This window comes from Streptomyces sp. NPDC002734 (assembly GCF_040295685.1).
Lineage (GTDB): Bacteria > Actinomycetota > Actinomycetes > Streptomycetales > Streptomycetaceae > Streptomyces.
The window spans coordinates 82663-94874 of sequence record NZ_JBEOVU010000009.1 but is presented as its reverse complement, the minus strand read 5'-3'; the positions used below and the strand labels follow the sequence as shown (position 1 = coordinate 94874).

Annotated in this window: 12 protein-coding genes; 9 read left to right on the top strand and 3 right to left on the bottom strand. The window is 72.9% G+C overall.

Going from position 1 to position 12212, the window contains the following annotated elements; translation table 11 throughout:
- Window positions 1-27: 27 nt before the first annotated feature.
- A complete protein-coding gene (locus tag ABT026_RS10690) occupies window positions 28-486 on the bottom strand; it encodes an ATP-binding protein (RefSeq protein WP_351113806.1) in 459 nt (152 codons plus the stop codon).
- A gap of 180 nt (window positions 487-666) precedes the next feature.
- Between ABT026_RS10690 and ABT026_RS10685 the strand changes: the two genes are divergently transcribed.
- The 9 genes from ABT026_RS10685 to ABT026_RS10645 all read left to right on the top strand — a co-directional run bounded on the left by ABT026_RS10685 (window position 667) and on the right by ABT026_RS10645 (window position 10781).
- Window positions 667-1533 carry a hypothetical protein gene (locus tag ABT026_RS10685; protein WP_351113805.1) on the top strand — a complete coding sequence of 289 codons (867 nt, stop codon included), beginning with the start codon at window positions 667-669 and terminating at the stop codon, window positions 1531-1533.
- Between the two features lie 164 nt (window positions 1534-1697).
- Entirely contained in the window at window positions 1698-2456 is a 759-nt protein-coding gene (locus tag ABT026_RS10680) for a YcnI family copper-binding membrane protein (RefSeq protein ID WP_351113804.1), read from the top strand.
- A 103-nt stretch (window positions 2457-2559) separates the two neighbouring features.
- Window positions 2560-3204, top strand: coding sequence for an SCO family protein (locus tag ABT026_RS10675; RefSeq protein ID WP_351113802.1), 645 nt, complete (start codon window positions 2560-2562; stop codon window positions 3202-3204).
- Complete coding sequence (locus tag ABT026_RS10670) at window positions 3201-3695, top strand: copper chaperone PCu(A)C (RefSeq protein ID WP_351113801.1); 495 nt, start codon at window positions 3201-3203, stop codon at window positions 3693-3695. Before ABT026_RS10675 ends, ABT026_RS10670 begins: the two co-directional genes overlap by 4 nt.
- Window positions 3696-3707: 12 nt before the next feature.
- Complete coding sequence (locus tag ABT026_RS10665) at window positions 3708-5906, top strand: copper resistance CopC/CopD family protein (RefSeq protein ID WP_502967946.1); 2199 nt, start codon at window positions 3708-3710, stop codon at window positions 5904-5906.
- 7 nt (window positions 5907-5913) lie between these two features.
- Window positions 5914-7251: an iron uptake transporter deferrochelatase/peroxidase subunit gene (efeB, locus tag ABT026_RS10660; RefSeq protein WP_351113799.1), complete on the top strand. Its 1338-nt coding sequence runs from the start codon at window positions 5914-5916 to the stop codon at window positions 7249-7251.
- A gap of 62 nt (window positions 7252-7313) precedes the next feature.
- Window positions 7314-8270 carry a prephenate dehydratase gene (pheA, locus tag ABT026_RS10655; protein ID WP_351113798.1) on the top strand — a complete coding sequence of 319 codons (957 nt, stop codon included), beginning with the start codon at window positions 7314-7316 and terminating at the stop codon, window positions 8268-8270.
- A 418-nt stretch (window positions 8271-8688) separates the two neighbouring features.
- Complete coding sequence (gene serS / locus ABT026_RS10650) at window positions 8689-9969, top strand: serine--tRNA ligase (protein WP_351113797.1); 1281 nt, start codon at window positions 8689-8691, stop codon at window positions 9967-9969.
- A complete protein-coding gene (locus ABT026_RS10645; RefSeq protein WP_351113796.1) occupies window positions 9966-10781 on the top strand; it encodes an HAD family hydrolase in 816 nt (271 codons plus the stop codon). The genes serS and ABT026_RS10645 overlap by 4 nt, the downstream gene beginning before the upstream one ends.
- Before the next feature lie 330 nt (window positions 10782-11111).
- On the opposite strand, the gene ABT026_RS10640 is transcribed toward ABT026_RS10645, so the two are convergent.
- Together ABT026_RS10640 and ABT026_RS10635 are read right to left on the bottom strand one after the other, a co-directional pair.
- On the bottom strand, window positions 11112-11336 hold the full coding sequence (locus ABT026_RS10640) for an SGM_3592 family protein (RefSeq protein WP_351113795.1): 225 nt from the start codon (window positions 11334-11336) through the stop codon (window positions 11112-11114).
- A 123-nt stretch (window positions 11337-11459) separates the two neighbouring features.
- The gene (locus tag ABT026_RS10635; protein ID WP_351113794.1) at window positions 11460-12188 is read right to left on the bottom strand and encodes an ABC transporter permease subunit; all 729 of its coding nucleotides are present in this window, start codon (window positions 12186-12188) and stop codon (window positions 11460-11462) included.
- Window positions 12189-12212 lie beyond the last annotated feature (24 nt).

Genomic DNA, 12212 nt, shown 5'->3' with positions numbered 1-12212 from the left:
ACGACGTACGCGCCCCCGACGGCGGTCTCAGACCGCGGTCAGGGGCGCGTTCTCACGCCACTTGAGCAGCTTGTCGAAGCTGACGACCGCACCGCCCGCACCGGGCAGGTTGTCGACGCGGACATGGTCGGCCAGCTTCCGGATCAGCATCAGTCCGCGGCCGCTCTCCGCCTCGCCGCCGGGTTCCGGGAGGAACGGAAGGACCGGGCTGGGCGCGCCGCCGTCGAAGCCGGGGCCCGAGTCCGAGACCTCGATCCGGCACCGCTCGCCGTCCATGTAGGCCGTGACCTGGTAGTCCGCGGCGGCCCCGCCGCCGTGCCCACCGTGCTCCACGGCGTTCGCACAGGCCTCGCTGAGCGCCACGGACAGGTCGTAGCAGATGTCCGGGTCCACTCCTGCCGTCTCCATCGCCCCGAGCAGCAGACGCCGTGCGAAGGGAACGCTGGCAGCCTCACGCCGCAGTTGGAGTGACCACAAGATGCTCATGCTCCTGCCTCCAGGCGGCGGCTCGGCTCGACATACCGATACGTATTGCCCTTACTCCCCGTGCCTAAGCGCCCGTTCGACGTGAGAACGCCCATACGGCGGCGGGCCGAATGGCGGCACTCGGCGCATATCGGACCTGGTCTGTGATGCGGGAGCGGCGAGTGGGATGATGGGCCCGCCATGACTGCCCTCCACCAGCGCACGGCGCACACCGGGGACGACCTCCGGTACCCGAGGGCCGCGGCCTTCGCCGCGGTCTGCGTCGTGCTGGCCGGAGGAGGGCACGTCCTCGCGTCCTCGGCCTCGCACCCGGCCGTCCCCTCCTGGTGGACCTGGGTCGCCGGTTTCCTCCTCGTCCTGGTGGCCGCCCTGCCGTTCGCCGGGCGCGAGCGGAACCGTTCGCTGCCCCGGATCACCGGGTTCCTGGTCGTCTGCCAGCTGGTCCTGCACACCCTCTTCGCCCTGGGCCCGCAGTCCATGGCCGGCGGCCGGCACGGCGCCGCGGGCATGGGGGCCGGCGGCGCCGTGGACTCGGCGGCCGTGGTGGACCGCGCCTCCCGGATCGTGTGCGGCGCGAACCGGCTGACCGCTGAGGAGGCCCGGCAGATACTGGTCGACGCCGGACTCGGCCGCGACCTCGCGGAGTTCGCCCGCCTGAGTGCCGGCGGCGGGCACGGCCACCAGCACACCGGTCCTTCCGACGCCTGGCTCAGCGTGCTGCCGTCGCTGCCGATGCTGCTCGGCCACGCGCTGGCCGGGCTGGCCGCGGGCTGGCTGCTGCGCCGCGGCGATCTGGCGCTGCTGCGGCTGATGCGGCTCGCCGGACAGGACCTGACCGGCCGGCCGACGGTGCTGCGGCCGCTGCTCGCCGCCCTGGCACTGGTGCGACTCCTCCATTCAGGCCTGCCCGGCGCCCACGAGCGTCCGCAGGTCCCGCCGGGCTCCGTCCTCGACGACGTCCCGGCGCCGTCCACCGTGCCCCTCCAGCACGCGGTGATCAGGCGCGGCCCGCCCGCCTCGGTCCGCACCCTCGCCCTCGCCGCCTGACGCGACGCCTTACTCCCTGTCCCGCGCACGGCCTGTCGACCCCGTCGACGGGGCCTTCCGTGACCGCCGGATCCGGACCGGACGCCGCCGTCACGCGGCCCGGCGCGCCCTGCGCGCGCCGTCCGACCGAATCCACCGTGTGAATCCGGAAGTGGAGTGTGCCCGTGAAGGCATCCCGTATCGCCGCCGCCGTCGCCGCGGCCGGCGCGTCCGTCCTGCTGCTCTCGTCCCCGTCCTTCGCCCACGTCAGCGTGCAGCCGGAGGGCGCCGCGGCCAAGGGCGGCTACGCCACCGTGGCGTTCAAGGTTCCCAACGAGCGCGACAACGCCTCGACCACCGAGCTCGAGGTCAACTTCCCGGCGGACCACCCGCTGGCCTCCGTGATGCCGCAGCCCGTCCAGGGCTGGGACGTGAAGGTGACCCGGAGCAAGCTCGACAAGCCGCTCGACCTGCACGGCCGTCAGGTCGACGAGGCCGTGACGAAGATCGTCTGGACCGCCGAGGACAAGAAGAAGGGCGGCATCTCGCCCGGCTTCTTCCAGAAGTTCCCGGTCTCGGTCGGCCCGCTCCCCGAGGACGCCGACGAACTCGTCTTCAAGGCGCTCCAGACGTACTCGAACGGCGAGGTCGTACGCTGGATCGAGCTCCAGGAGGAGGGCCAGGAGGAACCCGACAGCCCCGCCCCGGTGCTCGCGCTCTCCGCCGCCGCCGAGGACGGGCACGGCCACGGCGACAAGAAGAAGAACCAGGCCGCCTCCGGCAGCGAGGCCAAGGCCGACCGGGCCGACCACTCCGACGGCCACACGCAGCACGCCGCCTCCCACAGCACGGACACCACTGCCCGTGTACTGGGCGTGGTGGGCATCGTCGTGGGCGTCGCCGGCGTCGCCTTCGGCGTCCTGGCCCGCCGCCGCACGGCCTGACCGCCGTACGCCTGACCGACCCATCCAGCCCAACGGCCGTCGCCGGGACGCGTCCTCACGCGTCCCGGCGACGGCCGGGTCCACCACCGGGACACGAGACACCATGCGCAAGAAGAAGTTCACCGCGGCCGCCCTGCTCGCCGCTGCCCTCACCCTGTCCGCCTGCTCGTCCGGTTCCGAGGAGCCGGGCACCGCGGTGAGCGAGGTGGCCCCCGACGACAAGGCGGCGACCGTCCTCGACACGCCGTTCGAGAAGCCCGACCTGGTGCTCACCGGCACCGACGGCAAGGAGTTCGACCTCCGCGAGGAGACGAAGGGCAGGCCGACGCTGATCTACTTCGGCTACACCCACTGCCCCGACATCTGCCCGCTGACGATGAACAACCTGGCCGTCGCCAAGAAGTCGCTGACCAAGGCGCAGCAGGACGAGCTGCGCGTCGTCTTCGTCACCACCGACCCCGACCGCGACACCCCCGCCGAACTCGGTTCCTGGCTCAAGGGCATCGACTCCGACATCGTCGGCCTGACCGGGGACTTCGCGACCATCCAGGCCGGTGCGCGCACCGTCGGCATCTCCATCGAGAAGCCGGTGGAGAAGAAGGACGGCAGCTACGTCTCCACCCATGGCACCCAGGTGATCGCCTTCTCCCCGAAGACCGACCAGGGGTACGTGCTCTACGGCGAGGACGCCACCGTCGGCGACTGGTCCGCCGACCTGCCCGAGCTGATCAAGGGCGAGAACCCGTGACCCGCACCGCCCCCGGGCGTCCGGTGCGCCGGTGCGCGGCACGTGGCCGTCGTCTGGCGCTCACCGCCGTCGCCGCGCTCGCCCTGCCGCTGTCGGCCTGCGGAGCGCAGGACGGCCCCGACCTCTCCGTCGAGGGGGCGTACATGCCGCAGCCCGTGAGCGACGAACTGGCCGCCGGCTTCCTCACCGTCGTCAACGACGGCGACCAGGCGGCCGAGCTCACCGGGGTCTCCAGCGACCTGGCCGCCCGGGTCACCGTGCACGAGACGGTCGACGGGACGATGCGTCCCGCCGCGTCCGTCGACGTGCCCGCCGGCGGGCGGCTGACGCTCGAGTCCGGCGGCACGCACCTGATGTTCGAGGACCTGACCCGGCGGCCGGCGAAGGGCGAGACGGTCACCGTCGAGCTCCGCTTCAAGGACGCCGACCCGGTCACGGTCGACATGCCGGTCCAATCGGCCACCTACACACCGTCGCACCACCGGCACTAGGGAGGGACCACCGTGACGCCGACCATCGCGCCCCGCACGGCGACCACCGCAGGACCGCGGATCGCACGTGTACTGGTACTGCTGCTGCTCACCATGGCCGGGCTGTTGCTGGCCGGGGCCGGTCCGGCGTCGGCACATGCCGCGCTCACCGGCAGCGACCCGAAGCAGGGGGCGGTGGTCAACCGCGCTCCCGAGCAGGTGACGCTCACCTTCTCCGAGAAGGTCGCCGTCTCGGCCGACTCCGTCCGGGTGCTCGACCCCGAGGGCAACCGGGTGGACATCGGCAAGGCCCCGTCCGTCGACGGGACCAGCGTGCGGGTGACGTTGCACGAGGGCCTGCCGTTCGGCACGTTCACGGTGGCCTACCAGGTGGTGTCCGAGGACAGCCACCCCGTCGCCGGCGCCTACACCTACTCGGTGGGCGCCCCCTCGCAGACCTCGGTGACCCTGTCGGAGCAGTCGGCGGGCGGCGGGGTGGTGGGCACCCTGTACGACGTGGCGCGCTACGTCTCCTACGCCGGGTTCACGGTGCTGGTGGGCGGCGCGGCCTTCGTACTGATCTGCTGGCGGCGGGGCGCCGGGGTGCGCGCGCTGCAGCGGCTGGTGGTGGGCGGCTGGCTCGCCCTCACCGTCGGGACGCTGGCGCTGCTGCTCCTGCGCGGGGCGTACATCGGCTCCGGGAAGCTGGGCGACATCGCCGACATGGGGCTCCTCGCCCAGGTGCTGCGGAGCAGCGCCGGGGCTGCGCTGGTCTGCCGTCTGCTGCTGCTCGCGGTGGCCGCGCTGTTCGTGGCGGTCCTCTTCGGCACCTACCAGCGGCGTGCGGACGGCGCGGAGAAGCGGGACCTGTCGTTCGGTCTGACGGTGGGCGGCGTGGTCGTCGCCGCGGGGCTCGCGGCGACCTGGGCGCTGTCGGAGCACGCCTCGGCGGGGCTCCAGCCGGGGATCGCCATGCCGGTGGACGTGATCCACCTGCTGGCGGTGGCGCTGTGGCTGGGCGGGCTCACCGCCCTGCTGGTCGCGCTGTACCGGCGTTCGGCGGAGATCACCGTGGAGAGAGCCGCGGTGCACCGCTTCTCGCGGGTGGCGTTCCTCTCGGTGGCGGCGCTGGCGGTCACCGGCGTCTACCAGTCCTGGCGCCAGGTCGGCTCCTGGGACGCGCTCACCAGCACGTCGTACGGGCGCCTGCTGATCGTCAAGGCGGGGCTGGTGGCCCTGCTGGTGGGGATCGCCTGGATCTCCCGCCGCTGGACCCGGCGCCTCGACGACGCCGAGGCGGAGGGTGCCGCGGGGGCGGAGCCCGCAGAGGGCGCCGAGGATGTCCAGGACGCTCAGGAGGCCGACGAGCGCACGGCCGAGCCCGGGCAGACCGCGGAGGTCGAGGCGGCACGTTCGGTCGGGGCCGCCGGGACCGCCGGAGCCGGTGCCGCCGGAGCCGACGCCGCCGGTGAGCCGGGGGTGCGGGCCGGGGCGGGGGAGGCCGCCGGGGAACTCGGGGCCACCAGCACCATGGGCTCCGTCGGCGCCGCGAGCGCGGCCGCGGCCGTGGGGTCCGCCGGGGCCGCCGCCGCGGTCGCCCACCTGGCCGGTGAGGTGCCGGCCCAGAAGACGGGCAGCGGTGACGGGGACGACGACGCCGACCCGCGCCGCGCGGAACAGCTGGCCCGCCAGCGCGCGGCCGTCGAGACCGCCCGCCGCCGCAAGGAACGCGACGCCGACGCCCCGCGCGCCGGACTGCGCCGCTCCGTCCTCGCCGAGGTCGCGGTGGCCGTCGTCGTCCTGGCCGTGACCACCGCGCTCACCGGGGCCGAGCCCGGCCGCACCGAACAGCAGGCACGGGCGGCGGCCGCCTCGCTCAAGGCAGCCACGGGAACCGTCTCCGTCGAGCTGCCCTTCGACACCGGCGGCAAGGACGGCGACGGCGTGGTGCGGCTGGAGTTCGTCCCGGCTCAGGTCGGGGAGAACATCGTGCACGTCTACGCCGAGCACTCCTACGGCGCTCCGTACGACCTCCCCGAGCTCAAGGTGGCGCTCACCCTGGAGGACAAGAACGTCGGCCCGCTGCCGGTGTCGCCCAAGCACATCTCGTCCGGCCACTGGTCCGCCGCAGGTGTCCAGATCCCCATGGCGGGCGACTGGAAGGTGTCGGTCACCGTGCGGACCTCCGACATCGACCAGGTGACCGTCGACAAGAACGTGAAGATCGGCTGACGACCAGATGCACGACCCCCGCTCCGACCACCGTTCCGACCTGCTGCCCGGCCCGCGGTCCGGGCCCGCCACCGGCGGCACGGACCCCGATGCCGGCGCTGCCGAGCAGCCTCCCGGCGCCCTCTCGCGCCGGCGGCTGCTCGGCACCGCCGGCGCCACCGGCCTCGTGCTGGGCGCCGGCGGTGTGGCCGCCGGCTACACGGCCGGGCGCGCGACGGCTCCGGAGACTCCCGACGTCGCCCCCCTGACCGCCCTCGGTACGAACCGGGCGAAGTTTCACGTGAAACATCAGCCGGGCATCCTCCAGCCCGCGCAGGCGCACGGTCACCTGATCGCCTTCGACCTCGCCCCGGGCGCGGGCCGTCGCGAGGCCGCCGCACTCCTCCGCCGCTGGTCCGAGGTGGCCGAACGGCTGATGGCCGGACGGCCCGCACCGCACGAGGACACCGCGGTGGCCCGGGACGCCGGGCCCTCGGGCCTGACCGTGACCTTCGGTTTCGGCCACAGCTTCTTCGGCCGGACCGGTCTGGAGAAGCAGCGTCCGGCCGCCTTGGACCCGCTGCCCGCGTTCTCGAGCGACCGTCTGGACAAGGCTCGCAGCAACGGAGACCTGTGGGTCCAGGTCGGCTCGGACGACGGCCCGGTGGCGTTCCACGCCCTGCGGGCCCTGCAGAAGGAGGCCGGCGAGGCAGCCCGCGTCCGGTGGCACATGAGCGGCTTCAACCGGTCGCCCGGCGCCACCGCGCGCCCCGCGACCGCGCGCAATCTGATGGGCCAGGTGGACGGCACCAACAACCCGAAGCCGGCCGACGCCGACTTCGACCAGCGGGTCTTCGTCCCCGCCCAGGGCGAGCCCGCATGGATGGCACACGGTTCCTATGCCGTGGTGCGCCGCATCCGCATGCTGCTGGACGACTGGGAGCGGCTCCCCCAACGTGACCAGGAGGCGGTGATCGGCCGCCGCAAGGCGGACGGCGCCCCGCTCAGCGGAGGCGACGAGACCACGGAGATGGACCTGGAGAAGCAGGACGCCTCCGGCGGCCTGGTCGTGCCGTTGAACGCCCATGCCCGGATCACCCGTCCCGACCAGAACGGCGGGGCCGCGATGCTGCGCAGGCCGTTCTCCTTCCACGACGGCTTCGCCGAGGACGGCGCGCCCGACGCCGGCCTGCTCTTCATCAGCTGGCAGGCCGATCCCCTGCGCGGCTTCGTACCGGTGCAGCGCAAGCTGGACCGCGGGGACGCGCTGTCCGCCTTCATCCGTCACGAGGCCAGCGGCCTCTTCGCGGTGCCGGGTGGGGCGGCCGCGGGGGAGTACGTGGGGCAGGCGTTGCTGGAGGGCTGACGGCGGGGTCCGCGATCCGGACCGGCCCTGGCGCGGCCCGCGCGAGGACTACTGTGGGTCGCATGCCCGCGACGTACGCCTATCTCGGCCCCGAAGGCACCTTCACCGAAGTCGCCCTGCGCACCCTGCCCGAGACCGCCACCCGGGAACTGCTCCCGATGCTCTCGGTGCCGGCCGCGCTGGACGCCGTACGCGCCGGGGAGGCCGAGGCGGCGTTCGTGCCGATCGAGAACTCCGTCGAGGGCGGGATCACCACCACTCTGGACGAGCTGGTCTCGGGCGAGCCGCTGATGATCTACCGCGAGGTGCTCCTCTCGATCACCTTCGCGCTGCTGGTCCGGCCGGGCACCCGGCTGGAGGACGTCAAGACGGTGACCGCCCATCCCGCCGCGCAGGCGCAGGTCAGGAACTGGATGAAGGCGCACCTCCCGGACGCGCTCTGGGAGTCCGCCGCCTCCAACGCCGACGGCGCCCGGCTGGTGCAGGAAGGCCGGTACGACGCCGCCTTCGCCGGTGAGTTCGCCGCGGCCCGGTACGGCTTGGTCCCGCTGGAGACGAACATCCACGACGCGGACAACGCGCAGACACGCTTCGTCCTGGTCGGCCGCCCCGCGCGGCCGGCCGCCCCCACCGGTGCGGACAAGACCTCGGTGGTGATCTGGCAGCGTGACGACCACCCCGGCGGGCTGCGCGATCTGCTGGGCGAGTTCGCCGTCCGGGGCGTCAACCTGATGCTGCTGCAGTCCCGCCCCACCGGTGAGGGAATCGGCAACTACTGCTTCGCCATCGACGCGGAGGGCCATATCTCGGAGCGACGGGTCGCGGAAAGCCTGATGGGGCTCAAGCGGTCCTGCCTCAAGGTGCGCTACCTGGGTTCCTATCCGCGCGCCGACGTCACCGACGTCACCGACGTCACCGCCGACGCTCTGCGAAGGCCGCTGTCCGGCACCACCGACGCGGAGTTCGTCGCGGCGGCGGAGTGGGTGGCCCGGTGCCAGGACGGCCGTTTCCCGAACTGACGGGAGTTATCCACAGGCCTTGTCCACAGGCGGGGCGGGCACCTGGTGCACGAGTTGGGGACAAGTCGATGTCAATACGGGTTGCCGTCGACAAATCGCTCTTCCCGGATCTTCCGGGGGGAGTTACGGGCAACCTTCCCTCATTCACCCTTTTCCGTGGAATCTCTCATCGACCTCCCTTCTTTTCACTCGAAAGTGGCCGCATTACTCCTCCTGAGGCCCCATTCGTAGGGGATCAGGCCCTCCCGGCCCTCATTCGGAGCACGCACCTCCGTTGTCCACAGATTGGGCGGAAACCCTGTGGATAACTCTTGTCCGAGGCTGTGCATTTCTGTGGACAACCTGACGCTCCGCCGCCGTCCGGACACCGGTGAATACTGGGTCGTGACCGCCACGCGCGCACCGGTAGCCTGGTCCCGTGATTGACCTTCGCCTGCTCCGTGAGGACCCTGACCGTGTGCGCGCCTCGCAGCGCGCCCGTGGAGAGGACGTCGCGCTCGTCGACGCCCTGCTCTCCGCCGACGAGCGGCGCAGGTCGTCCGGCGTCCGCTTCGACGAACTGCGCAACGAGCAGAAGTCGCTCGGCAAGCTGATCGGCAAGGCGTCCGGCGAGGAGAAGGCCGAGCTCCTGAAGCGCGCCGGCACGCTCGCCGCCGACGTGAAGGCCGCCGACGCCGAGCGCGACGAGGCCGCCGAGGAGACCCAGCGGCTCCTGGTCCAGCTGGGCAACCTGGTGCACCCCGAGGTCCCGGTCGGCGGCGAGGAGGACTTCGTCACCCGCGAGACCCACGGTTCGATCCGCGACTTCGCGGCCGAGGGCTTCGAGCCCCGTGACCACTTGGAGCTCGGCCGGCTGCTGGGCGCCATCGACGTGGAGCGGGGCGCCAAGGTCTCCGGCTCGCGGTTCTACTTCCTCACCGGCGTCGGCGCCCTGCTGGAGCTGGCCCTGGTCAACGCCGCGATGGCGCAGGCCACCGCGGCCGGCTTCACCCCGATGCTGACCCCGGCGCTGGTGCGCCCGCAGTCGATGGCCGGCACCGGCTACCTGAGCCAGGGCTCCGGCCAGGACGTCTACCACCTGGCGGAGGACGACCTGTACCTGGTCGGCACCTCCGAGGTGGCGCTCGCGGCGTACCACATGGACGAGATCCTGGACGCCGACCGTCTCCCGCTGCGCTACGCCGGGTTCTCGCCCTGCTTCCGCCGCGAGGCCGGTTCGCACGGCAAGGACACCCGCGGCATCTTCCGCGTCCACCAGTTCGACAAGGTGGAGATGTTCTCCTACGTCGCCCCGGAGGACTCGCAGGCCGAGCACCAGCGCCTGCTGGAGTGGGAGAAGCAGTGGCTGACCTCGCTCGAGCTGCCGTTCCGGGTGATCGACGTGGCCACCGGTGACCTCGGCTCCTCCGCCGCCCGCAAGTTCGACTGCGAGGCGTGGATCCCGACCCAGGGCAAGTACCGCGAGCTGACCTCGACCTCGGACTGCACCGAGTTCCAGGCCCGCCGCCTGCAGATCCGTCTGCGCGACGAGCAGGGCACCCGCCCGCTGGCCACGCTCAACGGCACGCTCTGCGCGGTGCCGCGCACCATCGTCGCCATCCTGGAGAACCACCAGCAGGCGGACGGCTCGGTGCGCGTCCCCGAGGTCCTGCGCCCCTACCTCGGAGGCCGTGAGGTCTTCGAGCCGGTGGCCAAGTGACGCCTCCCCCGTCGTCCTTCCCCTACCGGCTGATCGCGACCGACCTCGACGGGACGCTGCTGCGCTCCGACGACACCATCTCGGGGCGCACCCGTGACGCGCTCGCCGCGGCCACCGCGGCGGGCGCGGCCCACATCGTGGTCACCGGGCGCGGCGTGCCGTGGACCCGTGACGTGCTCGACGACCTCGGGTACCGGGGCATCGCCGTGTGCAGCCAGGGCGGTCAGGTCTACGACGCGGGTGCGGGGCGGCTACTGACGTCGGTCACGCTGGACCGCAGGATCGCCGAGCTGGCCCTCGCCAAGATCGAGGCGGAGACGGGGCCGCTGTTCGTCGCGGTCGCCCGGGACGGGCTCGACGGGAACGTTTTGGTCTCCCCCGGTTACCGGTCGGTGGGCCACCTGCCGGCCGAGCCGCTCACCGATCCCGCGGACCTGTGGGCGGCGCCGCTGAGCAAGCTCTACATCCAGCACCCGACCATGGGTGACGACGAGCTCACCGAGGCGGCCCAGCGGGTCGCCGGCGGGTTCGTCACCGTGGTGATGGCCGGCGCGGGCATCGTGGAACTGCTGCCGCTGGGGCTGAGCAAGGCGACCGGGCTGTCGCTGGCGGCGCGGCGGCTGGGCGTGAAGGCCTCGGAGACCATCGCGTTCGGCGACATGCCCAACGACATACCGATGTTCCGGTGGGCGTCCTGGGGCGTGGCCATGGCCGACGCCCACGACGAGGTCAAGGCGGTCGCGGACAAGGTCACCACGTCCAACGACGCGGACGGCATCGCCGTGGTCCTGGAACGCCTCCTCGTTCCCTGACCTGCTGCTGCCCGCGCGGCTCACGCGCCGCGTCGGGCGCCGTCGGCAGGGGTGGAGGAGTGGTCCCGGGTGGGGCGGCCCGCGCGGGGCTGTGTTCCCGCGCGCTCGAAGCGGCCGCCCCCGGGCGGCTCCCAGCTGCACGTGCGCGGTGGGGTAACGAATCCCACCGGCGCCGGCGCGGGCCTGCCCAGCCGGGGGCCGGGGCCTTTCCTCCCCGTCCCCGCTCCCGGACCACGTCACGCCGGACATGTCCGGCGTGACACCCCACTGTGCCTCCGCGCGGGCCCGCTCCGCCACCGAATTAGCGGGCGGGCGGCCGCACGGGGCGGGTCACTTGCGCCGCCACCTGCGGCGGCGCGCCTTGCTCCAGAACCAGCCCGCCGGGGGCTGGTCCGTCCGCCACGGCTCCGGCTGGGGCGGCTCCCGCCGCCACCGCGCCGCCAGCATCCTGGCCCGGCCCGACGGCTCCTGGACCGTCGCGCCGCGCACGAAGTCCTCGTCCAGGACGACCTCGTCCCAGTCCTCCGGACCCGCCGTCCCGTCAGGTTCCGCCATCTCCCCGTACCTCCCGGATCCCCTGACGCCCAGTGTGCCGGGACGCAAGGGGATCCGGAGTCACGTTCGAGGAGATCGCCGCCGGACGCACCCCGTCGGGAGGGTGCGTGAGGCTCGCGGGTCTCACTCCTCCGTCGCGGGGGTCAGGGTGCGCAGGCGGCGGGCCCCGTACCAGGCGGCCAGCACGGTGAGCACGACCAGCAGCACCGCGCCGGTGACCGTGCCGACCTCCGAGGTGACCAGCTTCCCCTCGGCCAGGTCGCCGCCGACCGCCAGCGCCCACTGCTGGACGCTCAGGGCCCGGGCCCCCGGCACGAAGGAGCCGAGCAGCGCCTCCCAGACCAGGGCGTAGACCAGGCCGACGACCACCGCGTGACGCGTGATCGTGCCCAGCATCAGGAAGAGCGAGGCGTAGGCCACCGAGGCGACCATCGCGGCGACCGTGTAGGCGACGGCGACCCCGTCCGCCGTTCCCGCCAGGATCAGCGCGGAGACCAGGGTGGGGACGGCCGAGAAGACCATCGTCACCCCGATCGCCACGACCAGCTTGGTGAGCAGCACGGTCCGCCGCTTCACCGGCTTGCTGAGCAGGTACATCACCGAACCGTCGTCGATCTCGGGACCGATCGCCCCGGTGCCGGCGATCACGCCGACGATCGGCACCATGGCGGCCAGCGCGAAGCCGCCGAGCACGTTGACCGCGCTCTGCGGGTCGGCGCCCGCCATGAGCCGCACCACGACGGAGATCACCACGAGCAGCAGCGGCAGGCTGCCCAGGACGAGGGCGCGGCGCCGGCCGAGCAGGGCCCGGTAGGTGAGCCGGGCCACCGTGGGATGGAAGGCTGTGGACATCGTGAGGGCCTCCTGGGCCGCTGT

Excerpts from the sequence above, each read along its gene's own strand:
- ABT026_RS10690 (WP_351113806.1), bottom strand. The coding sequence starts at position 486 with ATGAGCATCTTGTGGTCACTCCAACTGCGGCGTGAGGCTGCCAGCGTT.
- ABT026_RS10685 (WP_351113805.1), top strand. The coding sequence starts at position 667 with ATGACTGCCCTCCACCAGCGCACGGCGCACACCGGGGACGACCTCCGG.
- ABT026_RS10675 (WP_351113802.1), top strand. The coding sequence starts at position 2,560 with ATGCGCAAGAAGAAGTTCACCGCGGCCGCCCTGCTCGCCGCTGCCCTC.
- efeB (WP_351113799.1), top strand. The coding sequence starts at position 5,914 with ATGCACGACCCCCGCTCCGACCACCGTTCCGACCTGCTGCCCGGCCCG.
- pheA (WP_351113798.1), top strand. The coding sequence starts at position 7,314 with ATGCCCGCGACGTACGCCTATCTCGGCCCCGAAGGCACCTTCACCGAA.
- ABT026_RS10640 (WP_351113795.1), bottom strand. The coding sequence starts at position 11,336 with ATGGCGGAACCTGACGGGACGGCGGGTCCGGAGGACTGGGACGAGGTC.
- ABT026_RS10635 (WP_351113794.1), bottom strand. The coding sequence starts at position 12,188 with ATGTCCACAGCCTTCCATCCCACGGTGGCCCGGCTCACCTACCGGGCC.